26 protein-coding genes and 1 pseudogene are annotated in these 24,894 nt (G+C 40.7%); 5 read left to right on the top strand and 22 right to left on the bottom strand.

The window, feature by feature from the left end; genetic code table 11:
• From ORI98_RS10230 to thrS, 9 genes are all read right to left on the bottom strand, one after another.
• On the bottom strand, positions 1-252 hold a 252-nt coding region (locus ORI98_RS10230; RefSeq protein ID WP_306135146.1), incomplete at its 3' end, for a helix-turn-helix domain-containing protein.
• A gap of 104 nt (positions 253-356) precedes the next feature.
• On the bottom strand, positions 357-779 hold the full coding sequence (locus tag ORI98_RS10225) for a hypothetical protein (protein ID WP_306135145.1): 423 nt from the start codon (positions 777-779) through the stop codon (positions 357-359).
• Between the two features lie 100 nt (positions 780-879).
• Entirely contained in the window at positions 880-1,587 is a 708-nt protein-coding gene (tsaB, locus tag ORI98_RS10220; RefSeq protein ID WP_261296763.1) for a tRNA (adenosine(37)-N6)-threonylcarbamoyltransferase complex dimerization subunit type 1 TsaB, read from the bottom strand.
• 48 nt (positions 1,588-1,635) lie between these two features.
• Positions 1,636-3,591, bottom strand: coding sequence for an ATP-dependent DNA helicase (locus ORI98_RS10215; RefSeq protein ID WP_371931147.1), 1,956 nt, complete (start codon positions 3,589-3,591; stop codon positions 1,636-1,638).
• A gap of 416 nt (positions 3,592-4,007) precedes the next feature.
• Entirely contained in the window at positions 4,008-4,169 is a 162-nt protein-coding gene (locus tag ORI98_RS10210) for a hypothetical protein (protein ID WP_306135144.1), read from the bottom strand.
• Between the two features lie 195 nt (positions 4,170-4,364).
• Positions 4,365-4,724 carry a 50S ribosomal protein L20 gene (gene rplT, locus ORI98_RS10205; RefSeq protein ID WP_188839453.1) on the bottom strand — a complete coding sequence of 120 codons (360 nt, stop codon included), beginning with the start codon at positions 4,722-4,724 and terminating at the stop codon, positions 4,365-4,367.
• 18 nt (positions 4,725-4,742) lie between these two features.
• A complete protein-coding gene (gene rpmI / locus ORI98_RS10200) occupies positions 4,743-4,937 on the bottom strand; it encodes a 50S ribosomal protein L35 (RefSeq protein WP_055023949.1) in 195 nt (64 codons plus the stop codon).
• A gap of 89 nt (positions 4,938-5,026) precedes the next feature.
• The gene (gene infC, locus ORI98_RS10195; RefSeq protein ID WP_248986376.1) at positions 5,027-5,569 is read right to left on the bottom strand and encodes a translation initiation factor IF-3; all 543 of its coding nucleotides are present in this window, start codon (positions 5,567-5,569) and stop codon (positions 5,027-5,029) included.
• A gap of 3 nt (positions 5,570-5,572) precedes the next feature.
• Entirely contained in the window at positions 5,573-7,501 is a 1,929-nt protein-coding gene (gene thrS, locus ORI98_RS10190) for a threonine--tRNA ligase (RefSeq protein ID WP_261296764.1), read from the bottom strand.
• A gap of 310 nt (positions 7,502-7,811) precedes the next feature.
• On the opposite strand from thrS, the gene ORI98_RS10185 reads away from it, so the two are divergent.
• On the top strand, positions 7,812-8,012 hold the full coding sequence (locus ORI98_RS10185; RefSeq protein WP_261296942.1) for a CPXCG motif-containing cysteine-rich protein: 201 nt from the start codon (positions 7,812-7,814) through the stop codon (positions 8,010-8,012).
• A 291-nt stretch (positions 8,013-8,303) separates the two neighbouring features.
• Here ORI98_RS10185 and ORI98_RS10180 read toward each other — a convergent pair whose 3' ends face one another.
• Positions 8,304-8,918: a riboflavin synthase subunit alpha gene (locus ORI98_RS10180; RefSeq protein ID WP_261296765.1), complete on the bottom strand. Its 615-nt coding sequence runs from the start codon at positions 8,916-8,918 to the stop codon at positions 8,304-8,306.
• Between the two features lie 31 nt (positions 8,919-8,949).
• Here ORI98_RS10180 and ORI98_RS10175 point away from each other — a divergent pair, with 31 nt between their 5' ends.
• The gene (locus tag ORI98_RS10175; protein WP_261296766.1) at positions 8,950-10,311 is read left to right on the top strand and encodes an MATE family efflux transporter; all 1,362 of its coding nucleotides are present in this window, start codon (positions 8,950-8,952) and stop codon (positions 10,309-10,311) included.
• 115 nt (positions 10,312-10,426) lie between these two features.
• Here ORI98_RS10175 and ORI98_RS10170 read toward each other — a convergent pair whose 3' ends face one another.
• The 7 genes from ORI98_RS10170 to phhA all read right to left on the bottom strand — a co-directional run bounded on the left by ORI98_RS10170 (position 10,427) and on the right by phhA (position 18,325).
• Entirely contained in the window at positions 10,427-12,355 is a 1,929-nt protein-coding gene (locus tag ORI98_RS10170; RefSeq protein WP_306135143.1) for a DNA topoisomerase III, read from the bottom strand.
• Between the two features lie 413 nt (positions 12,356-12,768).
• Entirely contained in the window at positions 12,769-13,428 is a 660-nt protein-coding gene (locus tag ORI98_RS10165) for a nucleotidyltransferase family protein (protein WP_306135152.1), read from the bottom strand.
• A gap of 9 nt (positions 13,429-13,437) precedes the next feature.
• A complete protein-coding gene (gene maiA / locus ORI98_RS10160) occupies positions 13,438-14,088 on the bottom strand; it encodes a maleylacetoacetate isomerase (RefSeq protein WP_306135142.1) in 651 nt (216 codons plus the stop codon).
• Between the two features lie 70 nt (positions 14,089-14,158).
• Positions 14,159-15,145, bottom strand: coding sequence for a fumarylacetoacetate hydrolase family protein (locus ORI98_RS10155; RefSeq protein ID WP_306135141.1), 987 nt, complete (start codon positions 15,143-15,145; stop codon positions 14,159-14,161).
• A 271-nt stretch (positions 15,146-15,416) separates the two neighbouring features.
• Positions 15,417-16,955, bottom strand: a complete 1,539-nt coding sequence (gene tyrR / locus ORI98_RS10150) for a transcriptional regulator TyrR (protein WP_261296770.1) — start codon at positions 16,953-16,955, stop codon at positions 15,417-15,419.
• Positions 16,956-17,116: 161 nt separating this feature from the next.
• Complete coding sequence (locus ORI98_RS10145) at positions 17,117-17,455, bottom strand: 4a-hydroxytetrahydrobiopterin dehydratase (RefSeq protein ID WP_188839443.1); 339 nt, start codon at positions 17,453-17,455, stop codon at positions 17,117-17,119.
• Between the two features lie 66 nt (positions 17,456-17,521).
• On the bottom strand, positions 17,522-18,325 hold the full coding sequence (gene phhA, locus ORI98_RS10140; protein ID WP_306135140.1) for a phenylalanine 4-monooxygenase: 804 nt from the start codon (positions 18,323-18,325) through the stop codon (positions 17,522-17,524).
• Positions 18,326-18,641: 316 nt separating this feature from the next.
• Between phhA and galE the strand changes: the two genes are divergently transcribed.
• From galE to ORI98_RS10125, 3 genes are all read left to right on the top strand, one after another.
• Entirely contained in the window at positions 18,642-19,658 is a 1,017-nt protein-coding gene (gene galE / locus ORI98_RS10135; RefSeq protein ID WP_306135139.1) for a UDP-glucose 4-epimerase GalE, read from the top strand.
• Between the two features lie 40 nt (positions 19,659-19,698).
• Positions 19,699-20,178 carry a ferredoxin-type protein NapF gene (gene napF, locus ORI98_RS10130; RefSeq protein WP_261296773.1) on the top strand — a complete coding sequence of 160 codons (480 nt, stop codon included), beginning with the start codon at positions 19,699-19,701 and terminating at the stop codon, positions 20,176-20,178.
• Positions 20,179-20,300: 122 nt separating this feature from the next.
• The gene (locus ORI98_RS10125; RefSeq protein WP_261296774.1) at positions 20,301-20,651 is read left to right on the top strand and encodes a polymer-forming cytoskeletal protein; all 351 of its coding nucleotides are present in this window, start codon (positions 20,301-20,303) and stop codon (positions 20,649-20,651) included.
• 40 nt (positions 20,652-20,691) lie between these two features.
• Here ORI98_RS10125 and ORI98_RS10120 read toward each other — a convergent pair.
• From ORI98_RS10120 to cysQ, 5 genes and pseudogenes are all read right to left on the bottom strand, one after another.
• Positions 20,692-21,098: pseudogene (locus ORI98_RS10120) on the bottom strand (GFA family protein).
• A 222-nt stretch (positions 21,099-21,320) separates the two neighbouring features.
• Positions 21,321-21,995 (bottom strand): DUF2982 domain-containing protein, encoded by a 675-nt coding sequence (locus ORI98_RS10115; RefSeq protein ID WP_306135138.1) that lies wholly within the window; start codon positions 21,993-21,995, stop codon positions 21,321-21,323.
• Positions 21,988-22,797: a YdcF family protein gene (locus ORI98_RS10110; protein ID WP_306135137.1), complete on the bottom strand. Its 810-nt coding sequence runs from the start codon at positions 22,795-22,797 to the stop codon at positions 21,988-21,990. Before ORI98_RS10110 ends, ORI98_RS10115 begins: the two co-directional genes overlap by 8 nt.
• 135 nt (positions 22,798-22,932) lie before the next feature.
• Positions 22,933-23,829, bottom strand: coding sequence for a fructokinase (gene mak, locus ORI98_RS10105; protein ID WP_261296779.1), 897 nt, complete (start codon positions 23,827-23,829; stop codon positions 22,933-22,935).
• 63 nt (positions 23,830-23,892) lie between these two features.
• Positions 23,893-24,693, bottom strand: a complete 801-nt coding sequence (gene cysQ / locus ORI98_RS10100; protein WP_306135136.1) for a 3'(2'),5'-bisphosphate nucleotidase CysQ — start codon at positions 24,691-24,693, stop codon at positions 23,893-23,895.
• Between the last annotated feature and the right edge of the window lie 201 nt (positions 24,694-24,894).

The following is a 24,894-nucleotide window of genomic DNA, read 5'->3' as shown; positions in this document are numbered from 1 at the left end:
CGGAAAGTCGATAGCATATTTAATTACTGACTGTTCAGTCGCTTCGTCAACTCGATTCTTCAGATTAGGTGTTCTGCCTGTCTTTTCAATTAAGGCGTCAATACCACCATCTTCAACAAGTTCTTGATAGCGATAAAATGTATCTCTAGAGACACCCATTACTTTACATGCTCGAGATACGTTACCCAGCTCTTCAGCTAAATTGAGTAAACCTGCTTTGTGTTTAATGATTGGATTGTTAGTATGCAACATGAGAGTTACCTTTGGTTTTGATTAAAAGATTCGACACCTTTATCAAAACGGGTATCTCTCACTTTTTCAAGTTGAATGTCAGATCAAGTCGAAACTAATACAACTTATACGTATAAATCGATACCGACCATTTGTTGTATCTCATCACGCTGAGCGGCATGTTGTGTCATCATATACATCTGTATGGCGCCACGGTTCATCTCAATATCTGTATCATATTGTATTTTTGCGCTTTTGTTATCAGTACCATTGGAAGCTAAATCGTATCGGGGACTTTTTCCGGTAAACTCAAATAAGCCCGAATCTGTTACAGCTTGTTCTATTTCATTTTGACTTAATAGATTTTGCTCAATCGGTTGAGCAATGGACTGTGTATAGGAAGAAACATTATTGGGTGCAGGCGGGTTTATCTGTTTAATGTCATCCACAGAGCCTGACGGGCGATTACCCGCAACAGCTTGGCTCAATGTGGTTTTCACCATGGGTTGAGATACTGTCTTTTGAATCGATGTAGAATTAATTTGCATTGATGTTTATCTCACAAGACTTTATACACCGAAAATGTTAATGCGTTATTGTGATGTATTTATACCATCGTTGAAAAATAACGCACAGCATTTATCAATATTATTCTCGTCCGGGTAGTTTTTTCCACGTAACTGTGTCACGTAAATAAACTGGCGCTAAATCATCTACAGATGTTTGCATGCCTTGGCTTACGCCGAACTCCGCAAGTGCTAGCATAGCTTTAGCATCGGGAAATTTTATCGCTTCAACAACCTCTATAGAGACAGCTAATTCAGTTAATGTTGGATAAGCGTCAAATCCTGTACCACAGGCTTTGATAGATTTGGATGCATCTAAGTGTAGTTCAACATCTGCGGGTAGGCAGACTTGTTCAGTTCCAACTAACGTTGCTATACCATTTTCAGCAATAAATTGACCGACATAAACTTCATTCATTCGTGCATCTATGGCACAAAATACTTGTTCTGCACCATGCTCTGTTATTGCCATTTGCGCCATAGCGGCCAATGTAGAAATACCTATAACGGGTAAATCACAACCTAATGCGAGCCCTTGCGTCATGCTAGTACAAATACGGATGCCAGTAAAACTACCTGGACCTCGTCCGTATGCAATCACATCGATATCAGCAAGTGTAATTTTGGCTTCCTTAAGCACTTCGTCAACCATAGGTAGTAAACGTTGGCTGTGTTCGCGCGGAGCATCTGCAATACGAGTAAATAAGTTTCCGTCAACACAAAGGGCTGCAGAACAAGATTCTGTGCAAGTATCAAGTGCGAGTACACGTAATGGAGAATGAAAAGTCATGTTTACAACCCGTTTGGTTTGGGATCAAAATTAGGGCGCTATGATAACTTAAGGGATTTGTTTTAAAAAGTGTAACGCACTATCTAAATCACGGGTACGGTGCATTGGGGGTAAAGAATTGATAAAAGCTTGTCCATAAGCACGATTTACAATGCGATTATCACACAGTATCAGTACTCCCCGATCTTTTTCATCACGGATCAACCGCCCTACCCCTTGCTTTAATGCTATTACAGCTTGTGGTAACGAAATCGCGGCAAAAGGATCGCCACCCTGACGTTCAATATTTGTCGCCCTTGCCCGATATAAAGCATCATCTGGCGATACAAAAGGTAATTTATCGATAATCACGCAGCTCAATAGCTTACCTCTTACGTCGACGCCTTCCCAAAAGCTGCCTGTACCCAACAACACAGCATTGCCCAATTGTCGAAACTTATTAAGTAAACTTTGCTTACTTGCTTGTCCTTGAACAAGTAACGGATAATTCACTTGGCTTCGCAATAAACTGGCAACCTGTTCCAACATGCTATGACTGGTAAATAGAATAAATGTTCGCCCTTGTGCGGCGTTAATTGCTTGCACACACACATCAACAAGTTGCTTTGCACTAAATTGTGTTTGGCCTACTTTGCCTAAATGCCTTGGGACACAAAACATAGCTTGGTTTGGGTAATCAAAAGGACTGTCTAAAATGACTTGTGTTGCATTTTGTAAGCCTAATTCTTTTGCAAAATGGCTTAGCTGGCGATTGACTTGTAAAGTGGCAGAGGTAAAAATCCAAGAGGTTTTAGGAGTAAACAACTGCTCACATTGCTTGGCAACATTAATAGGTGAAGCGCGCAGTGTAATAAACCTAGGTCCATATTCAACACTATATGCCGCTTGTGGATCTTGGCATTCAAAATATATTTTTAATCTATCGTTTAGACTAACAAGTTGTTCAAATGCATTGTCTAGATCATCATCCCGCCCCAAGTGGTGCGTAACAAGCTGACCTAATTCAGCTAAAGATTGATGTAATTCCCATGAGCTTACTATCAAAGATTTTGTCGCTAGCACTTGACGCCAATCTGTCTGAGCACTATCAAACATGGCATTATGCCAATGGTTTAAAGCCATTATAGCTCGATTAGCTAAATGTTCTATTTGAATGCTGTCACGAATGTTTTTTTTATGAATAGAAATAAAAAGGCTAAGCAACTTATCAATCTCGCGACTGCCTATTTGACTTCCAAAATAACTGATGCAAATATCAGGAACTAAATGTGCTTCATCAAATACCACCACATCAGGATCAGGCAACAGCTCAGCAAATCCGGTGTCCTTTAATAATCTATCTGCGAAAAATAAGTGGTGGTTTACCACAACAAGCTTTGCTTCCATCGCTTTTAAGCGGGCTTTACGTGTAAAACACACATCATAAAAGTCACATTTTTTCCCTGTGCAGCTTTCTTTTGTACTCACCACACCGGGAATAACAGACGAGTGTTCTGACACTGAGGTTAAATTACCAATATCGCCATCTTTACTGAGCGTTGCCCATTGATTAATTTTCAACAAATCATCTAATGCTTGCTCTCGATACTGACTTGCATACTGCATTTGCTTGTCTAAACGAAGCTGGCATAAATAATTACTACGGCCTTTTAGCAAGGCAATCCGTGGGGTGATGTCCAACATTGAAAGCAACGCGGGTAAATCTTTTAAAAACAATTGTTCTTGTAAGTTCTTACTACCAGTACTCACAACCACTTGTTTGCCACTTAATAATGCAGGGATCAAGTATGCAAATGTTTTTCCAACACCTGTGCCAGCCTCTAGAATTAAGTTTGTCTTTTTTATCATAGCTTCGCTTACTGCAACGGCCATATCTGTTTGCACCTGGCGACTACGATATTGGTGTACATGTCGAGATAAAGACCCTCCTTCACCAAACTCATCAATAACAAGTGAAGAAAGACTGGATAATTTAGGTGATATTGATGATCGAGTGTTATTCACAGTGTGTTGAATGCTCTTGATAAATTTCGATTAAACTTAATAATCAAATCATTAAATAACAGTGCCCTTGTGGCAAGCCGTCAAAGCTTACGCCAGAATAACGTTAAGAATAACACTCAATCAATAGCCTCTGCTAATGATTATCAATGCATGTCAAAAAGATCGTTGCCCGTTAACAGTGTTATTTTTTACTGAAGTATTCTTACAACAGGCGAGCTATGTAGAGTCAATTGACCTTGTTATTAAATGCAAAGTTAACGTGTAATTAGAAAGCGACCAATCATAGCTTAACCCAATAGAGACATTTACTTACTGCAATAATTAAGCTCGTTACGCCAATAAAATAATAAAATAGTGCTGGTTTAAGATCATTCCCATTTCATTTTTAGTTGGTCTTTCGGTATGAGTGCTTCACTTTATAAACCAGAGATAATTAGGTTGATCATAGACTTTCTCGGCAGTAGATCCGCCATAGCTTTATCAGCGGCATGCATACTGTCGTAGTTCAAATAGTAGTTAAATAGCATAATGTTGTAGAAAATTGCTCCAGGGTGCGTTTTAGCTTTGTTAATTTTCATCCTGTTTTACATGGGAGCTACCAGTATTTTAACAATGCGCCTCAATTTAAAAGAACTGAGTCAATCTGGTGCTTCACATCACTAATGACTTGGGTATAAACAGGCTAAAATACATTTACTATCGTCAAAAGTTTGTAACATTTAGCCATAAAAAAAGGAACCCGAAGGTTCCTCTTTTCAAAGCCGACTAACTAATTACTTAGTTAAAGCTTCTTTTGCTTTTTCAACTAAAGTTGCAAATACAACTTTGTCGAATACAGCGATGTCAGCCAAAATCTTACGATCGATTTCGATAGACGCCTTTTTCAAACCGTTGATGAAACGGCTGTAAGACAGACCATTTTGACGAGAAGCCGCATTGATACGTGCAATCCATAATTGACGGAATTGACGTTTCTTTTGGCGACGGTCACGGTAAGCATATTGACCAGCTTTAGTTACTGCTTGAACAGCAACACGGAAAGTACGGCTACGAGCGCCATAATAACCTTTAGCTAATTTAAGTACTTTCTTGTGACGAGCACGAGCGGTTACACCACGCTTAACTCTAGGCATTGTTCATTGCTCCTTTAATTAAGCGTATGGTAGTTGACGTGCAATTGCTGGCACATCAGACTTAGCTACTAAACATTTAGCACGTAAGTGACGTTTACGCTTAGTGCTCTTCTTGGTCAAAATGTGACGTAAGTGTGCTTGTTTACGCTTGAAACCATTAGCGGTTTTTCTGAAGCGTTTTTGTACACCCTTGTCTGTTTTCATTTTAGGCATTTCTAAAACTCCGCATTGGGACGTTAATAAAACGTAAGGCGAGCGAAGTCCTCAAAAGAGTCTTCGCTACTTTTTAATTGGTTGCCCTACTATTTCTTTTTAGGTGCTAGCACCATAATTGCTTGTCTACCTTCCATTTTCGGGAAAGATTCAACAACCGCATATACTTCCAAATCAGCCTTGATACGGTTCAAAAGATCCATACCTAGGTTTTGGTGTGCCATTTCGCGACCACGGAAACGCAGCGTAATTTTCGCTTTGTCCCCATCTTCCAGAAAACGAATCAGGTTGCGTAGTTTTACCTGATAGTCGTTTTCATCAGTGCCAGGACGGAATTTAATTTCCTTAACCTGAACCTGTTTTTGCTTCTTCTTTTGTTCTTTTTGGGCTTTAGCCTTATCAAAAAGGAACTTACCGTAGTCCATTATGCGACAAACTGGAGGCTCAGCATTAGGGCTGATTTCTACAAGGTCTACCCCTGCTTCATCTGCTACACTCTGGGCTTCTTTAATGCTAACGATACCAATTGGCTCACCATCTAAACCCGATAAACGGACTTCAGGAACACCGGTGATTTCATCATTGATTCTATTAGGCGCTGGTTGTCGCCCTGCTGCTCTCTTGATCTTTATGACCTATTCCTCCAACAATTTTAGACTACGGAGCGAAATCTGTTGACGTATCTTGGTAGCAAAATCTTCTAATTTTAGCTTACCTAAATCGATACCATCACGGGTACGCACCGCAACTTCCTTATTTTCCATTTCTTGATCACCTACGACCAATAAATAAGGCACACGTCTTAAGGTGTGTTCGCGTATTTTAAAGCCTATTTTCTCATTCCTCAAGTCAAAAGATGCACGAATGCCCTGTTCTTTGAAGAATTTAACGATTTCTTCAACATATTCAGACTGTTTGTCAGTAATATTCATTACAACAACTTGCATTGGTGCAAGCCATGTTGGGAATTTACCAGCATATTCTTCAATCAAAATGCCGAGGAAACGTTCTAACGAGCCTAAAATAGCACGATGGATCATTACCGGTGTCTGGCGACTATTGTCTTCAGCAACATAAGTTGCCCCTAGACGAGACGGTAACGCGTAATCTAATTGTACAGTACCACACTGCCAAGCGCGATCTAAACAATCATGTAATGTGAACTCAATCTTAGGTCCGTAGAACGCACCTTCACCAGGTAATATTTCAAATTCAATATTATTGGCTTTAAGCGCTTGCTTTAATGCTTCTTCCGCACGATCCCACATATCGTCATCACCAATACGCTTTTCTGGGCGTGTTGATAATTTCACAACAATGTTTTCAAAACCAAATGTGGCATAAGTGTCATATACCATTTGGATACATGCACTCACTTCTTTTTGGACTTGATCGTCCGTACAGAAAATGTGTGCATCGTCTTGTGTAAAACCACGTACTCGCATCAATCCATGTAATGAACCTGATGGCTCATTACGATGACAGCAACCAAATTCAGCCATACGTAATGGCAAGTCACGGTAAGATTTAAGCCCTTGGTTAAAAATTTGCACGTGACCTGGGCAGTTCATTGGCTTAACGGCATATTCACGGTTTTCACTTTTAGTGGTGAACATGGCTTCTGAGTATTTATCCCAGTGACCTGAACGCTCCCACAACACACGGTCCATCATTAATGGACCTTTCACTTCTTGATAAGTGTATTGACCTAGTTTTTGACGAATGAACTTTTCTAACTCTAAGAATAAGCTCCAACCATCATTATGCCAGAACACCATTCCAGGAGCTTCTTCTTGCATATGGTACAAATCTAATTGCTTACCAATTTTACGGTGATCACGTTTTGCCGCTTCTTCTAAACGAGTTAAATGTGTTTTAAGGGCTTTTTTGTCTGCCCACGCAGTACCATAAACACGTTGCAGCATTTTATTGTCAGAGTTACCACGCCAATATGCACCCGCAACACTCATTAATTTAAAGTGTTGGCAAAAGCGCATGTTAGGGACGTGAGGACCACGACACATGTCGGTATATTCTTCGTGATGATATAAAGCAGGCGTTGCATCTTTGCTGATATTCTCATCTAAGATAGCTATTTTGTATTCTTCACCACGTTCGCTGAATGCGTCACGGGCTTCTTGCCAAGACACGACTCGTTTAACCACATCATAATTTGTTTTGGCTAAGTCCATCATGCGTTTTTCTAACGCATCAATATCTTCTTGAGTCAGTTTATGGTCTAAATCAATATCATAATAAAATCCGTTATCAATAACAGGACCAATAGCCATTTTGGTTTGAGGCCATAATTGCTTAATAGCATGCCCCAACAAATGCGCACAAGAATGGCGAAGAATTTCAACACCTTCTTCATCTTTAGCCGTGATGATAGATAAATCCGCATCGGTAGAAATAATGTCACAGGCGTCTTTTAGTTCGCCATTAACGCGACCAGCAATACAGGCTTTGGCTAAGCCAGGACCAATGTCAGCTGCAACATCGAGAGTAGATACAGGATTGGCAAACTCACGTTTGCTGCCATCAGGCAATGTAATAATAGGCATGAAAATTCCTTGGCCAGTGGTGACCCACACGTAGGGCCACTTGGTTTAATTTAAAATAAGTGATGAACATTAATGGAATAAAGACAGTACAAGAGTCTTAATGACCCAAAAATGTAGCCGTCAATTGTATGTGACAACCTTAAGACGAATCAACCTTTAACATCCTTAAAAATCAGCTCCGAACGGTTTAATTTAATACCTTGCGCTGAATGCAGATTATTACTGGCCGACTATATTTATAAATGACAACCAACCAAATGAGATAACTGGGTGTCATACTCATACTGCAAAGGCGTTTAGGAGAGAAATGATGAAGCTTTTATCTAAGGCTATAAGTTGCCCCCACTGCGGGCATCATCAACATGTCACGATTGATGCTAGCTGTGGCGATCAGGATTATTATGATGATTGTCGAATCTGTTGTAATCCAATCCATATAAAAATGCATTTAGATGACAACAGGCGCACAATACAACTGTTTATTGATTCTGATGATGAGCAAATATATTAGGGACTGTGGCTCTCTGTTGGTGTAGTTGTTTGAGATAAAACCAATAAAGCTCGACAACTGGAGTGCTGCCTAGCTGTAGCAAAATTCACTTAACACGATTTATTAATGTGTTTTCGGCCGTTCCCTTCGGACAGCGTCTGTTGGCCATTTTAACTGCGTGCGATATCATCTTGTTACCTAAAGTCACTAGACTGTAAAGCCCCTGCCTTGTATCAATGGCCAATAATTCACATCAAAGACAACCTAAAAGGTTATACGGTCCCTAGTCACTATCAATATAATGACTTGGCATTAGCCTAATTGCTTTTTAGCCAGAATACGTTCAACTGTGTCAACAATAACTTGAGTTTGACTATCAATCTCGATATTCATTTTGTCACCAACTGCTTGCAAATCAAGATTAGTTAAGCGCAATGTTTCTGGAATAAGATGAAGTTTAAAACCGCGTTCCGTTAATTGCCCAACAGTCAAACTACAACCATTAACTGCAACAAAGCCTTTATAAAAAATATAATCCCTCCACTTTGCATCGACAGCAAGCTCGATATCGTAATGCTCAGGTGTATCACTAATAGATACAATTTGGGCTTGGGTATGAATATGCCCTGATAATATATGGCCACCTATTTCACTGCCGAAGGTGAGTGAACGCTCAATGTTAACTTGATCACCCTCTTGAACTTTGTCTAAGTTTGTCAGGCTTAATGTTTCTTCCATTACATCGAAGAAAACCTTATCATTCGCTATCTTAGTTACCGTTAAGCAAACGCCATTGGTGGCAACACTTGCCCCAATCTGCAAACGGTCAAGCAATTCAGGCTTTAGCGCAATTTCAAAACGTTTCAATCCAGCTTGCTGTTGAATCGAAACCACTTCACATGTGGCTTGTACAATTCCTGTAAACATAACATAACTCTCGTTTAATGATGGGCTAAATATGAACAACACCGGCTTTCAGGCCAAGCGATTAATACAACTTGCCTTACCTATTTTAATAGCACAAGTCACCCAAACCATGATGGGATTTATTGATACCGTTATGGCAGGACGCGTCAGTGCTGTCGATATGGCTGCAGTGGCTGTCGGCACCAGTTTGTGGTTACCAGCAATATTATTTGTGCAAGGCTTATTAATGGCATTCACTCCAGTATTTTCGCAGCATCATGGCGCGAATAATCAAAAGGTGATCCCAAATTTACTTTTTCAAGCTGGCTATATTGCCATAATTGGAGCTTTAGGTGTGATGTTCTTTTTAGCCTCTTCCAGTTATATTCTGGCGTTTATGGATTTAGAGCCCGAATTACATCGCCTCACGGTCGGCTATATTGATGGGATATTGTGGGGTGCACCAGCATTTGCTTTATATCAAGTACTTAGGGGTTGTAGTGAAGGTATTTCTTACACTATGCCAACCATGATCATTGGTTTTGTCGGTTTAGCGGTGAATATTCCTGCCAATTACATCTTTATCTACGGTGAGTTAGGAGTGCCGGCGATGGGTGGTGCTGGTTGTGGTGTGGCGACCGCTATGGTGTTTTGGGCGATGTTTATCTCAATGGCAATCTACATGTTAGTGGATAAAAAATTCATTGAGATTGCTCCTTTTAAACATTTTTTTGCCCCAAAATGGTCAACAATGAAGTCCATGAGTAAATTAGGATTCCCTATTGCTATGGCGCTGTTTTTTGAAGTCAGCTTGTTTGCCGTCATTGCGCTATTTTTGGCGCCATTAGGGGCTAACGTTGTTGCAAGCCATCAAATAGCACTTAACTTTTCATCTATGGTGTTCATGTTGCCATTATCAATTGGTATTGCCGCATCCATTCGTATCGGCTATTACCTTGGACGTGAGCGAACGGATATCGCCAAACTAGTCACCTATGTTGCCCTCGCCTTATCTTTGTCTCTAGCAATGATAACAGCAATATTAACTGTGATATTCAGACAAGAAATCGCCCTGCTATACAATGATAACCCTGCTGTGGTTGCTTTAGCAGGTAGCTTGATGTTAATGGCAGCACTGTATCAAATATCCGATTCAATTCAGGTTGTCGCTGCAGGTGCATTAAGAGGCTATAAAGACACCCGCAGCGCATTTTATATTACCCTCTTTTCATATTGGTTTGTCGGTATGACATTGGGTTATGTGCTTGCATACACAGACATTATTGTACCTGCTATGGGTGCACATGGTTTCTGGGCTGGCTTAATCGCGGGGTTAACTTCAGCAGCATTTTTATTTGGCGGAAGGCTAATCTACATCCAGCGCAAAGGGATCGTATTTGTTGAGTTAGATTAAGTTCGGCCTAATGCCAATTGTTGAAGCTAAAAATACGATAAATCAACTCAACAATTTGCCTTCTAGGCAGGCCAAGCATTAACAAACGTGGCTGTTTGCAACGCTTGTTAATGCTTCATTTTTTGAAACTTGTTTTTTTGTTAGCTTTATAGGTCCTTTTGGGTTTATAAGGTTTGCCCTTTCCTTGCAAACCAGTGAAAGTCACGACTTTAACCTCATTAATTAACTCATCTATGCTTTGAGTTATAGGGTCCATAAAGTGTGCATACTTGATTTCTTTTTGGCTAATAGCTTCAAGCTGTGACTCCCAATGTGCTGTCATATCGGGAATTGTCATCCGTGTTGGTAGAGAACAAATTAACTGGGTGCCTACCTCTGTCGCGCGAATATCTTTCCCCTTACGGGTCAGAAACTGCCTTTTAAATAATAACTCGATGATGCCTGCACGAGTCGCCTCTGTGCCCAGACCGTCCGTATCCCGCAATACCTTTTTAATAGAAGCATCAGTGACATAACGCGCAATACCTGTCATTGCAGCAAGCAAGGTTGCATCGGTAAAAAACTTAGGTGGCGTTGTTTGCTTTTCTTTGAGCTCAGCTTGCTGGCAGTCTACTTGATCGCCTTTTTCAACATAGGGCAAACTCGTTGCAGAAAACTCACCGTCACCTTGTGTGTTTGGCTTTGTGGGAAACAAGCTTTTCCAGCCTTGTGATACAACGTCCTTTTGCTTGGCAATAAATAATCCGCCTGATACCTCTGTATCAATTTGCTTATCGACATACTCAAATGGAGGATAAAACTGAATCAAATATTGGCGTGCGACAAGTTCATAAATGTTGTTTTCTGCCGCAGAAAGACGGCTCATATCCGTTGATTTTGATGTTGGAATAATCGCGTGGTGAGCACTCACCTTAGCATCATTCCACGCCTTACTTTTTAAACTTAAATTGGCATTTTTAGCTGCACCATTTAATGCGGCGCATGAATGAGCAATGGCGTTAATTACCTGCGGAACATCATTTAAATGCTCTTTGGGCAGATAACGGCAATCTGAACGCGGGTAGGTAATTAATTTATGGCGTTCATATAATTGCTGACACGTATCAAGCACACTTTGAGCACTCATTCCAAACCGTTTAGCAGCGTCAATTTGCAGAGCAGATAAACTATAAGGCAACGGCGCAGGTGTAGATTTTTTATCTTGTGAGACCTTAACAATCTTGCCTGTTTGTCCTTGCACTCTGGAGATGACATTCATCGCTAACGCTTTAGACAAAACGCGATTGTCTTCATCCATATAGGGCTCACAGGCTTTGCTTGGACGCCACTTAGCTTGATAAAACTCTCCTGAAAGGGTTTTTAATTGACAAACGACTTCATAAAACGGTTTTGCGATAAAATTGGCTATTTCAAGATCACGGTGTACCACCAACCCAAGCACGGGTGTTTGAACCCGGCCAATAGACAACACACCGTTATAGCCTGACTGACGGCCTTGTAGCGTACATAAGCGAGTCATGTTGATACCATATAGCCAATCAGCTCTGGCTCTGGCAAGGGCAGATGTGGCTAATGGAATAAAGTCGGTATTTTTACGCAGATTGTTTAGGGCTTTTGTTACCGCGGCTGGATTTAGGTCACTAATCAAACACCGCATCACTTGAGCTTTTTGGGCTTTAGACACACCACAATGATTGATGACCTCATCAATTAGGATCTGACCAACACGGTCTGGATCTCCCATATTAACAAGTACATCGGCCTGTTTAATGAGCTTTTTAACCACAGTGAATTGCTTTTTGGTACTGGCTTTAACAACCAACTTCCATTCTGTTGGGACGATTGGTAGATGCTCTACCGCCCACTTTTTATAATCGGGGTTATATGCTTCGGGTTCGGCCTGCTCGAGCAAATGCCCAATGCACCAAGTAACCACATCACCATTAGCCGCTTTAATAAAACCATCATTCTTTTGGTGTGGTTTGGGTAAGACATCCACTAATGCCCTCCCAAGACTTGGTTTTTCTGCAATAAATAATCTCAAATTGGTTTACCTACCATCATCGGATTAGTTTTATACATTTGCAGCACTGATATTCATGCGGATGTGCATCGTTTATTGATACAAAAAACCATAACTGAATTTCACGAATATAAAATACGCCAACAAAACACTGTATATAATAACAGTAAAATAGCTGAGACGTTTAGTTTTGGCAAGCGCAGATAACTAAAAACTCACTCAAATGCGTATAGAAAGGCGATTTAATTCATCTCAGCTCGGGAGACTAAATCGATATCAAATAGCCACTTACACAGCTAACAGTGTTGACTTTAATTGTAGTAGTCCAGCTATTGGCTCGTAAATTGTGCCTTGCTACCAGCACAACTTAAAACTTGACCGTGATAAGTAGTTGAATATATTTATTTAAATATCACTTATTGATATCTCAATCCCTAGTTGCGGTTAATTATTAATTGAGGATAGCGGATCAGCCATTGCTTTTGCGCGACTCTTTGCTCAAAGACGGTTAATAAACGTCTAGGGTTGTGGGATAACGTCAGATTAAACAAATGTTCAATACCAAAAGCAAAAATAAACATTAATTTAAATGGCGGATGAAATGCATCAACTGTGTTCAATTGAACAGAATAATGATGTTCAACGACGATATTATCTATTAGCTTAACCGCTACCGCCGTTTGTTTTTCAGGCCAATACTCCATCGCATCAAGGCAACAAAGATAAGGCGCATCGCCATTACGAATATGCATTCTTGCCTGATTTTTTACCGACCAATTCAGCGCAAGAATGTCGTTCAATAATTGCTGAATGAGCCGTTCAGTATGCTCACTCAAATCGGAAGCACAGAAGTAAATCACATCAATGTCATTTAAGGCACTGGTTGCAAAACCGTGTAGTTTATCCCAGACTAAATTTCTGACAAACCCTGCAGCAATTGCCCAATCTTTAATGTTTAAGCGATTAAAAACCACAGAGCAGGCGGTTAATGCCTGCATGCGCATCTTATCTTGCTCAAACCAAGTGGTTAATAAAGCCAACTGGGTTTGGGATGACAGATTGTTGGATAGTGGTGTTTTGTCATCGGTTAACATCAATAGAAATTAACTCGCATCTGCTTGCTGTTCTGGAGCGGATTGAATAAAGGCATCTAATTGATGGCAGTTTTCCCAAATACGCACAATATTAGGATAGGCAGCTAAAGGCACATTAAAGCGCTTGGCATTATATACTTGTGGGATCAAACAAATATCAGCCAAAGTCACTTTATTTCCAAAGCAAAACTCGCCCGCATAACGCTCGAGTTGGGTTTCCAACGCGCTAAAGCCTAAATGGATCCAATGGGCATACCATTGCATTTTTTGGCCTTCATCTATGCCCATTTCTTTTACCAAATATTGTAAAACTCTTAGATTATCCAGTGGATGAATTTCACAGGCTATCGCTTGAGCCATGCCTCTAACGACGGCTTTGTCTTCAAGATTTGTCGGCAACACATTAATTTGCGGGTACTTCTCTTCTAAATACTCAATGATCGCTAATGATTGGTTTAAACTAAATTCACCCTGCTCATTACTATCAACTAACGTAGGCACAAGATGGTGAGGGTTCAGGTGGTGATATGTTTCACTATGCTGTTCGCCACCATTGTTGACTAAGTGCACTGAAATATGATCGGCAGATAACTGTTTTAAATTAAGCGCAATACGCACACGATAAGCAGCACTCGAACGCCAATAGCCATATAATTTCACATCATTTCCCCTATAAAAAAGGCAATAACACTGCTGTTATTGCCCTAAATTTTCACAATTGACTAAGGTGTTACCCTTTGTACTCGACCACTTTTTGATCAATAGAACCGAAAATGCTGATATTGTTCTCATCAAACATTTCAATACGAACGGTATCACCAAAACGCATGAAAGGAGTGCTTGCCTTACCATCTGCAATAATTTCAAGCATACGTTTCTCCGCTAAACAGCTTGAACCCGCACTGCGATCATAATTTGAAATAGTACCCGAACCAATAATCGCGCCAGCACCTAATGGGCGAGTTTTTGCGACATGCGACACTAATTGACTAAAATCAAAGGTCATGTCGACCCCCGCATTGGGACGACCAAATAATTCACTGTTTAAGTGCGTCACTAATGGTAAGTGTACTTTGCTGTCTTGCCACTTATCGCCAAGTTCATCTGGGGTAATAGCAACAGGAGAAAAAGCACTAGACGGTTTTGATTGGAAAAAGCCAAAACCTTTGGCAAGTTCACCAGGAATAAGGTTACGTAATGACACGTCGTTAACCAGCATCAGTAATTTAATGTGTTTGGCGGCGTTTTCGCTGCTAACACCCATAGCAACATCATCAGTGATAACTGCAATTTCAGACTCAAAATCGATACCGTATTCTTCGCTGGCCATTTCGATATCGGCTTTAGGAGCAATAAAGCTGTCAGAGCCACCTTGATAAACCAATGGATCTGTCCAGAAGGTTTCAGGCATTGCAGCGCCACGGGCTTTACGTACTAATTCAACGTGATTGACATAGGCACTGCCATCAGCCCATTGGTAAGCTCGTGGTAATGGCGACAAACATTTAGACTCATCAAATGCGATGGCATTGTCCATTTGACCGGCATTTAATGCTTCGTACAATTCTTGCAGTTGTGGGTTTAATAAATCCCACGCATCAAGTAGCTGCTGCATAGTGTGAGCAATTGCAGGTACAGCAACAGCTTTAGTTAAATCTTTGCTTACCAACATCAGTTGGCCATCACGACGACCATTATTATAACTTGCAAGTTTCATTATTGCTCCTAAATTCAAAACATCTGTTAGCCATAAAGAAGGCGGGCTAAATCAGACAATGACAGCTTGATTAATGATAGAAATAACCGATATCCCACACAATAAATAGCTTGTGCGCTGAATCACATTTTTTATCTTTAACCCCTATTTTGTAAATATTTATATACACTTATAATCAAGGCCTGAAAATGATGATTTTCAAGCCTTGCTTTGTTCAGATTGTCAGCAAAAAATTGGCATTAAAACGTTACACCATTTTATTACGCCTCGATTAGCGCTTTTTTGAAATACTATAATCACGCAATTTATTGGCAATTGCAGTATGTGAAACGCCAAGCTTTTTAGCTAATTGCCTTGTGCTTGGATAAGCAGGATACAAACGACGTAACAAATTAGCTTCGTACTCTTTCATGGCCTCATCTAATGTGCCTTCAAACTCTTCATCAAAATAGCCAAAACCTTCCGCATAAGAAGGAAGCTTTAGCTGTTCTACTGTTAATTCAGCCGAACCATCCCACATTGAAACCGCCCGGAAAATGGCATTTTTTAACTGACGCACATTTCCAGGCCAGGCATAAGTGAACAGATAATCACGACATGAGGCAGAAATACGGCGTAACGGGCTAGAAAGTTGCTGGCTGTAATGCTCTAAAAACATTTCTGTTAGTGGAATGACATCCACTTTACGCTCACGCAATGATGGCATGTGATAACTAAGCACATGAATTCGATAATATAAATCTTCTCTAAACTCACCCGCTTGGCAAAGTTCAGCCAGATTTTTTTGAGTAGAACAAATGATCCTTACATCGGCACGTACTTCTTCATCCCCGCCCATGCGTCTAAAAGCACCATCTTGCAGTAAACGTAATAATTTAACCTGAGCAGCCTTAGACATTTCGGCTATTTCATCTAAAAAGACTGTGCCGCCTTTAGCTTCTTCAAAAAAGCCCCGCTTGACCACTTGACCATTACTGACAAAACCAAATAACTCTTCTTCTGCCACACTGTCAGGCAGCGCCGCACAGTTAATCGCAATAAAAGGATGTTCTCTACGCATACTGGCATCATGGCTAGCACGTGCCATTAACTCTTTGCCGGTACCCGTTTCGCCGGTAATTAATAACGGTGCATCAAGTTGAGCCATACGTTTAGCTTGCTTAAGCACGTCTTTCATCTTGTCGCTCACCGCTAACACATTATCAAAACCGGTAGTTTGGTTTTGTAATGCATTGAACTGTTTACCAACTCTGGCAGGTGATTTAAGAGAAACTACCGCGCCTGCAAGAATGGTTTTATCATTATCATCAGGCAAGTAAATAGGTAGCATTTCAGCTAAATATTCATTGGAATTAATAGTCACACGGGATGCAACAGCGGGGACTTGAGGTTCACTTAGCCAACGGGAAAAATTGAAACCTTGCACCCAATGATTAAGCGATTCATCAACCACTTCATGCTCAGCCATATTTAGGGTTAACAATGCCGATTCATTCACAATCCGTATGCGCCCTTTTGAGTTAAGCGAAAAAACAGAATCAGGTAAGGTTTTGAGTAAGGTTTTTAATGCATAATGCTCTTGCTCTGATGGCATAAATGACACAGTACGCACATCGTGCACACTTTCCACTTTACGAATAAGTGGCATCAGTTCTCGCAGCATTTCAAAACTGATTTCGGCAAATTGTAAATACAAAAAACCTTTGTTGCTGGCATCAATGGCAATCAAATTTATGCCATATTTTTCAAGTACGACGAGGATGTCTTTCGCGAGGCCGACGCGATCGTTACAGCTCACTTCCAAACGCATAATGCTTTGATTCCCTAATTTATTAGTGTTTTCTTTGGAAACTGAGCATACGGTAGTGTGTTATGTGGGTGGTGGCAAGTGAAGTTTACAGCAGAATTGTAACAGAGAAAGAATTCAGCACATTACGTTAACGTAACATGCTGAATTGAAATGTCTTGTTGTTAATCTAGTAACTGGTCGGTCTTGGCAGCCATAATGAAATCATTCTTGTGTAGACCTTTAATTGAATGTGACCACCAGGTCACAGTAACCTTACCCCATTCGGTAAAAATACCTGGATGATGAAATTCTTCTTCTGCTAAATCAGCTAGCTTATTACTGAACGCCATCGCTAATTTAAAGTTTTTAAATTTATATACACGCTCTAATTGCATCACGCCATCACGCACTTGTACTGCCCAATCAGGGATCATTCTAACCAATTCGGCAAGCTCTGCATCGGTTACTTTTGGGGCATCAGCTTGACAAGCTTCGCATTTCATTTCGGATAGTGCGGTCATTGGAACTCCTAAATACATCTTAATTTACTGTTTATTTTAAAAATAATCTTCTAGCTGATAGACCTGTTAACTTGAAGCCACTTTTACTTTGGGGGCAAATGTGGGTTCAAACATCCCTAACTCACGGGCTTGCTTAACGTAAGCCATAATGTCCATTTTTGCTATTTCATCTAAGTAATCAATGTGTTCAATCACATAATATATAGGCTGCATAATATCGATACGGTAGGGAGTACGCAGTACATCTAATAAATCAAATGGACGACGTTCAGGCTTGTCACTCAGTGCATATAATGTTTCGCCTGGTGAACTTAAAATGCCACCACCATATATGTTCAATGGACCATCTTTAGCTTGCATCAAACCAAATTCAACCGTGAACCAATATAAACGTGCCAAGAAAACGCGATCTTCTTTTGAGGCGGCTAAACCTAACTGTCCATACATATGCGAAAAATTTGCAAACGCAGGATTAGTCAGTAAGGGACAATGACCGAATACTTCATGAAAAACATCTGGCTCTTGCAAGTAATCAAATTCTTCCTTAGTACGGATAAACGTCGCTACAGGGAATTGCTTACTTGCCAATAATTCAAAAAACTTACCAAAAGAAATCAATGCCGGTACAGCTGCCGTTTTCCAGCCAGTGGTGTTGGTTAAAACACGGTCTAAATCCGGTAATTGAGGGATTTTATCCACTGACATATTAAGCGCATCAATTCCTTGTAAATAGGCATCACAAGCACGCCCAGGCAAGTTAGTAATTTGGCGCTGATACAGCTGCTGCCAAAGGTCGTGTTCTTGCTCAGAATAATTAATATATCCTTGGCTATCAGGTTGGTGAGAAATATACTTTGCTGCGTTACTCATAATTCCACTTTACGTCAACTTCACTGCATTCATATTGTGTCATCCGAACAATTTTGTTAACTCCCTCACAGTTTATAGTCTGTGTAGCAACAAGCTTGTTTTGTAAATAAATAAATACAGATGGCACACAAAGCAACAAATAACCTTTAAAATCAGCACTGTAATTTGGATAAGTATTTTTCCATGTGGTAACAACATGTCGCTAAAACCAATTAAATTTAACTTAAATACTGGGTTTTTATAGTAATTCTAGTCAGCTGATTTACAATAACTGTAATAGAACACCTCAATGCTCAATACTTTTTAGGAATTAAACATGGCAATTTTGGTTACTGGCGGTGCAGGCTATATCGGCACTCATACCGTGGTGGAATTATTAGCTGTCGGACAGGATGTCATCGTTGTAGACAATCTTTCAAACTCAAGTATCGAAGCCCTAAAGCGTGCAGAAAAAATCAGCCATAAACCAGTCACCTTCTATCAAGGTGATGTGCTTAATAAAGCTTTATTACAAAAAATATTTGCAGATCACGTCATTGATTCGGTTATTCACTTCGCTGGCCTGAAGGCTGTTGGAGAATCGGTTGCCAAACCACTTAAATATTATGAAAACAATGTCACCGGCACCATAGTGTTGTGTCAGGTTATGGCTGAATATCGTGTGAAAAACTTGGTATTTAGCTCTTCAGCGACAGTTTATGGTGAACCCGCTAGTTTGCCCATTAAAGAAGACTTTCCTACAGGAGCAACCAGTCCTTACGGTCAGTCAAAATTAATGGTTGAACATATTTTGACAGATCTCTACCGCTCTGATCAGGAATGGAACATTGCCTGCTTACGTTACTTTAACCCCGTTGGTGCCCATGACAGTGGATTAATTGGTGAAGATCCAAACGATATACCCAATAATCTTATGCCATTTATCTCACAAGTTGCTGTCGGTAAACGCGACAAACTAAGTGTATTTGGTGGCGATTATGACACGCCAGATGGCACTGGAGTGCGTGATTATATTCATGTTGTCGACTTAGCAATGGGGCACTTAAAAGCTTTAGATAAACTGAATACGCAACCTGGGCTGGTAACATATAATTTAGGTACAGGCGTAGGTTACAGTGTTTTAGATATGGTTAGGGCATTCGAAAAAGCCTGCGGTAAAGCAATTGCATACGAGATAACTGACCGAAGAGCTGGCGATATTGCAGAATATTATGCCGATCCCAATTTTGCGGCAAAAGAATTAGCTTGGACCGCAACACATTCAATTGAAGATATGGCAAGCAGTACCTGGAAATGGCAATCAAATAACCCAAACGGTTACAAACCTAACTAATTTTCTGTTTAATTGCCTGTTATTTTGGCAAGGAGTGACAATGAGTCAAATCGACCAAGGTCGTCGACGTTTATTTAACCGTCGGAATAGTTCAGCATTAAGACCTCCTTGGGTAAAAGCTGATATTGAATTTACCGATATTTGCACTCGTTGTGACAATTGCATAAAAGCTTGCGAGACCCATATCATCAAACGCGGTGATGGAGGGTTTCCTGAGGTTGATTTTACTATTGATGAATGCACTTTTTGTCAAAAGTGTGTAACGGCTTGCAAAGAACCTATATTTGATGCTCAACAATCTGTGCCTTGGACAATTACCGCGTCAATTAAGGATTCTTGTTTAACGAACACGGGTGTATGGTGTCAAAGTTGTAAAGATGCCTGTGACCCCAGAGCGATCAGCTTCGTTATGGCTGTTGGCCAAGTGCCTAAACCCGTTATTGACGTGAGTGCCTGCACAGGCTGCGGTGCCTGTGTATCACCCTGCCCTTCTGATGCGGTTACTTTGGCAAGCACCTAACAAAACACATGTTCAAGACTGCTTAGATATGATTTTTTATTTACATGCCAGTCAAAATGATGATACAAAATCAATTACAAGATTGAAGCTAACAACACGTTAATAATAACAAGAGTTTTCACATGTTCACTCAAAAAAAAGACAGTCCGCAACTGAGTTTTATTGCCCAAGGCTGTGAACTAACAGGTGATTTTAATTTTAACGGTGATGTAATGATCAGCGGGAAAATACTTGGAGACATATTTACGCAAGGTAATTTGGTTGTTGAAGCTGGCGGCGAAATCAACGGTGATATCCAATGTCAGGATATAAGTATTACCGGTTTGGTTAAAGGCACAGTGCAATGCCAAAAACTGCACATATCATCGACCGGGCTATTTGAAGGCGATGCCTACTGTGAAAAGCTAGAAGTCATTGATGGTGGACAATTTTTAGGTCAACGTCATCGTGATGCTAAATTGAATATTGCTTAATGTTGATAACATAATTTCACTTCGTTTTAGCAAGTAGAAACTACGGTCTTGCTTGAGGATAACGCGAGCATTTATCTTCAAGTGCCAACCAAGTCACCTGGTTGTCAGTGAAAATATGATAGTTTGGCGTCACTAGATTGGGATTATCTAATGTGGCAATAGAGAGCGTGAGATAATCAGGGTGATCCATATGACGATAGCTAACACTGCAGCCACATTGCTGACAAAATCCTCGGCGGATTTTTCGGATGAAGCAAACTCAGTCACATTGCCCTTTAACCATTTCACTTGCTGATGCTTAAAATCCATCCACACCATCATCACTGCACCGGATGACAACTGACATTGGCGACAATGACAGTAATCTGCATCAAACGGCGCTCCGTCTATTTGATAGCGGATCGCACCGCATAAACACCCACCTAGCAAAATTTCACTGGTTTTCATCATCTCCCCTTAAACTAAGCCTAAAACAGAAAACCCATAAAAGATAAGCCACTAAAGCGACTTCAAATGAGTTGAAGAACCTAAAGGCAAGTGGCAGTTTGCTGATTGAATCGATTCATTTTTGAAAATATCTAAGTCACTCCAGCGGCATCGGCATCGGCATCGGCATCGGCATCGCAGCAATTACATCCGCGATTTAATCGTTTTAAGCAAGCAAATATCTTAAGTGTTGTTGATTGTTGCCTGTTGTTGCCACTCACGAAGTAAACTCACCATCTGCTTAGGATCTCTATCAAGGGCATCGTGTGAAATGTACAAATGGTAGCCCAAATTTTCTGCTAAGGTTTCACTGCGACGCCCAAACATAGCTAATACGCCTCGATAGCGCTCACCATGACTGACAAAAGGGTTAAACTCTGCACCTATGTAACGTTCTAAACTTTGTAAGTCTTCATCGTGAGTGGCGGCTGTCATCAACAATGGGCGTTGCTCTGTTAACAGTCCAGTTGCTAACCGAGGCGAAATAGAATCTAAAATAGGATTCATCTTTTTCACTTTAAAGCCAAGATAGGGCAATTCGATTAATTCCATATTTTGAGTAACACGGGCATTATCGAGTCGTTGAATATTATCCCACCCTATTGTGAATTGACCTCGACGATGAAAATACGTCAATCCAGTCTTAGTCAATTCAAGACTCACAGCAGGCTCATTTAACTTAGCAATGCCCAATAAAAGCCCTACAATCGACAAGCCGAAAATAACTAAAGAAAAAGCGAATAAATAGCTTAGCTTTATAAATAAAATCAGACTCAGTAATAATCCTACCGCTCCTGATATCGCAAGCGTAAGGCCATTACGCTTGGTTTGCGGATGAATCGTTAACGTCTCACTCATTTATATCCGCCTTAGGCATCACAACCTGATTCACCATTTGATCTGCTGACACACCTTTTATTTGAATCCACAGCATACCAAGATATTCATGAATACTTTTCTGAGAATTAAGTAAGTTATCGGCATCTAGTCGCCACCATAACCCTTTATTAGCAATAAAGTTCCCAGGCGCGGCTTCTGCTTGCATACCTAACGAGTTGAAAATCATCATCGAACGAGGCATATGAGTAGCAGATGTGACTAACCGAAAAGGCTGTTGACCTACTAAAGGGTATAAAAACATGGCTTCTTCTATCGTATCTTTGGCATCGGGGAAAGTGGTTATTTTATTAGGATTAATCCCTAGTTCGATGGCGGCCTGCTTCATGACATTGGCATGAGCCGATTGCATAAAACCGCCATTCCAGCCACTAACAACCAATTGGCAATCCTTACCAAGCGATAATTGGCGTATGCCTTCCATTAATCGGCCTAATGCCACAGAGGATAATTGTTGTACTGCTGTCAAATCGGCTTTATCAGTGTGACCAGAGCCAAGCACCATTACCCAACAAGCGGAATGAGCTGTAAAAGGCTGTGAATTAATTGGGTACCGGGACTCTAGCGAGTCCGCTAAAAAATAACTGATGCTTGTTTGACTTAACCCACCCAGTAAAATCATGCCGCCACAAAAGCACAACCAAGCCAACGACTTGAGTTTTAACGATGAAAACCGCCAAAGCGCTACGGCTAAAAGCATCAGTAATATCGTAAGTGGAATGGGCATAAATAACTGTGAAACTATTTTTTTAACCCAGAACATTTAAACCCGTCCTATTGACAACAATCGCAATAGTGTAACGATTTGATTGATATATAGCGAAACCATTTTGCTTATGACAAACAAAAATGCCATTGATGATTCAATGGCATTTAACATGACAAGTCAGCTTGGTTATTACTTACCCCATAACCAAGCTGCACCTCGGACACCTGATGATGCACCAAACAGGTTTTTAACCACTGGCGTGCGGCACTCTCGGCCTACTACATATTGAGGTAAGACTTTTGGCAGCTCGGTATAAATGGCATCTATGTTAGACACACCACCACCCAACACAATCATGTCTGGGTCCATCATATTAATCACATGGGCCAAAGACCTTGCTAAGCGGTCAATGAAACGATCAAAAGCTTGTTTAGCAAATTCGTCACCATCTGCCATCATTTGCGCAATTTGAATACCGCTTGAGGCTTCACCGCCCGCGGCACGAAAGTCACGCACAAAGCCCGTTCCTGAAATAAAGGTTTCGATGCAATCCTTATTACCACAAAAACAGTCGGTAGAATTATGTTCTTCAGCAGTCATCCATGGCAGTGGATTATGACCCCATTCACCACCAATACCATTCCCGCCTTCATGTACCCGACCATTAATCGCGATGCCTGCACCACATCCAGTACCAATAATGCCACCAAATACCACGCCTTTTCCGGCAGCGGCTCCATCAACGGCTTCAGAAACTGCAAAACAATTGGCATCATTGGCTACACGAACTTCACGATCTAAACGTGAACCTAAATCTTTATCTAAAGGATGACCGTTAATCCAGGTTGAATTGGAGTTTTTGACTAATCCAGTAAAAGGCGAAATAACCCCTGGGATCCCAACACCTACAGAGCCTGTTTCTGCTAAATTAGCTTCAGCCTCGTTGACCAGACCGATAATGGCATCAAGCGTCTCTGGATAATTGCGGGGGGTAGGAATACGTTTACGAAAAAGTTCATCACCGTTATCAGCCAATGCCACTAATTCAATTTTAGTCCCACCAAGATCGACGCCCATACGCATCATAACTTGTCTCTCCATTTGATTATTATTAATTAGATTCCATATTGGCCAAGGTAAAAAACGCAGTTATTTACGCTCAAACCATGCTGCTGAAGCAGCAATAAAATACGGGTTTAAAATGTTTTCTTTTTGGTTGTACTGTAATGGCGTCAATGCCGGGTATTCCATTACAAGACCACCAGCTGCCTCTAACACGGCTTGAGCGGCTGCGGTATCCCACTCACTTGTTAGTCCCAATCTTGGATACACATCGGCTTGGCCTTCAGCGACCATACAAAATTTCAATGAACTGCCCACACTGAGCATTTGATGCTCGCCAACGGTATCTAAATATTCAGCCACATCTGGACTTATGTGCGAGCGGCTTCCCACTACAACAGGAATAGATTGGATAATACGCTGACTAATATCTAAATTTTCAACTTGCCCTTGATGTGCAAGCCAAGCGCCTTCGCCTAAAATACCGTAATAACATTTATCTAAAACTGGCGCGTAAACAACGCCTGCTATGGCTTTACCTTGATGAATTAATGCAATATTAACGGTAAATTCACCATTACGTTTTATAAACTCTTTAGTGCCATCTAATGGATCAATAAGCCAATAAGTTTGCCAGTTTTTACGGGTTGCCCAATCAATATTGGCATCTTCTTCGCTCATGATCGCAATATCTGAAAAGTCTCTCGCTAAGCCATTAACAATAACATTATGACTAGCAATATCAGCGGCCGTCACGGGGCTATCGTCCTGTTTAACCTCAACCTGCAAATCTGTTTGCGCATAAACAGCCATAATGGCATCACCTGCTTGTCTAGCAATAGTGACTATTTGCTGTAATTCAGCTTGAGAAAATTCAAAAATAGACAAATTAGATCCTTAGCAAAAACATCGATAAAATATGAAAACCTAATAAATATTATGCCACTGTTAATACTATTGATTTATAACTATTTGATTGCACTTCAATCAAAAACAACTAAAACCGATGTTACCCTTGCATTAGCCCAAATGAATACATTCGATTAACATCCATAAAAGAGATACTAAGCTAACCGCCCAAACAGGCAA

Source organism: Shewanella sp. ULN5, assembly GCF_030731885.1.
GTDB classification, from domain to species: Bacteria; Pseudomonadota; Gammaproteobacteria; order Enterobacterales; family Shewanellaceae; genus Shewanella; species Shewanella holmiensis.
Note: the sequence above shows the minus strand (reverse complement) of the source record. Positions and strands in the feature narration are given on the sequence as shown.

What these genes read in the sequence shown, in the direction of transcription:
- ORI98_RS10225 (WP_306135145.1), bottom strand. Translation starts at nt 779, where the DNA reads ATGCAAATTAATTCTACATCGATTCAAAAGACAGTATCTCAACCCATG.
- tsaB (WP_261296763.1), bottom strand. Translation starts at nt 1,587, where the DNA reads ATGACTTTTCATTCTCCATTACGTGTACTCGCACTTGATACTTGCACA.
- ORI98_RS10210 (WP_306135144.1), bottom strand. Translation starts at nt 4,169, where the DNA reads ATGAAAATTAACAAAGCTAAAACGCACCCTGGAGCAATTTTCTACAAC.
- rplT (WP_188839453.1), bottom strand. Translation starts at nt 4,724, where the DNA reads ATGCCTAGAGTTAAGCGTGGTGTAACCGCTCGTGCTCGTCACAAGAAA.
- rpmI (WP_055023949.1), bottom strand. Translation starts at nt 4,937, where the DNA reads ATGCCTAAAATGAAAACAGACAAGGGTGTACAAAAACGCTTCAGAAAA.
- thrS (WP_261296764.1), bottom strand. Translation starts at nt 7,501, where the DNA reads ATGCCTATTATTACATTGCCTGATGGCAGCAAACGTGAGTTTGCCAAT.
- ORI98_RS10185 (WP_261296942.1), top strand. Translation starts at nt 7,812, where the DNA reads ATGAAGCTTTTATCTAAGGCTATAAGTTGCCCCCACTGCGGGCATCAT.
- ORI98_RS10180 (WP_261296765.1), bottom strand. Translation starts at nt 8,918, where the DNA reads ATGTTTACAGGAATTGTACAAGCCACATGTGAAGTGGTTTCGATTCAA.
- ORI98_RS10175 (WP_261296766.1), top strand. Translation starts at nt 8,950, where the DNA reads ATGAACAACACCGGCTTTCAGGCCAAGCGATTAATACAACTTGCCTTA.
- ORI98_RS10165 (WP_306135152.1), bottom strand. Translation starts at nt 13,428, where the DNA reads ATGTTAACCGATGACAAAACACCACTATCCAACAATCTGTCATCCCAA.
- ORI98_RS10155 (WP_306135141.1), bottom strand. Translation starts at nt 15,145, where the DNA reads ATGAAACTTGCAAGTTATAATAATGGTCGTCGTGATGGCCAACTGATG.
- tyrR (WP_261296770.1), bottom strand. Translation starts at nt 16,955, where the DNA reads ATGCGTTTGGAAGTGAGCTGTAACGATCGCGTCGGCCTCGCGAAAGAC.
- ORI98_RS10145 (WP_188839443.1), bottom strand. Translation starts at nt 17,455, where the DNA reads ATGACCGCACTATCCGAAATGAAATGCGAAGCTTGTCAAGCTGATGCC.
- phhA (WP_306135140.1), bottom strand. Translation starts at nt 18,325, where the DNA reads ATGAGTAACGCAGCAAAGTATATTTCTCACCAACCTGATAGCCAAGGA.
- galE (WP_306135139.1), top strand. Translation starts at nt 18,642, where the DNA reads ATGGCAATTTTGGTTACTGGCGGTGCAGGCTATATCGGCACTCATACC.
- napF (WP_261296773.1), top strand. Translation starts at nt 19,699, where the DNA reads ATGAGTCAAATCGACCAAGGTCGTCGACGTTTATTTAACCGTCGGAAT.
- ORI98_RS10125 (WP_261296774.1), top strand. Translation starts at nt 20,301, where the DNA reads ATGTTCACTCAAAAAAAAGACAGTCCGCAACTGAGTTTTATTGCCCAA.
- ORI98_RS10115 (WP_306135138.1), bottom strand. Translation starts at nt 21,995, where the DNA reads ATGAGTGAGACGTTAACGATTCATCCGCAAACCAAGCGTAATGGCCTT.
- ORI98_RS10110 (WP_306135137.1), bottom strand. Translation starts at nt 22,797, where the DNA reads ATGTTCTGGGTTAAAAAAATAGTTTCACAGTTATTTATGCCCATTCCA.
- mak (WP_261296779.1), bottom strand. Translation starts at nt 23,829, where the DNA reads ATGATGCGTATGGGCGTCGATCTTGGTGGGACTAAAATTGAATTAGTG.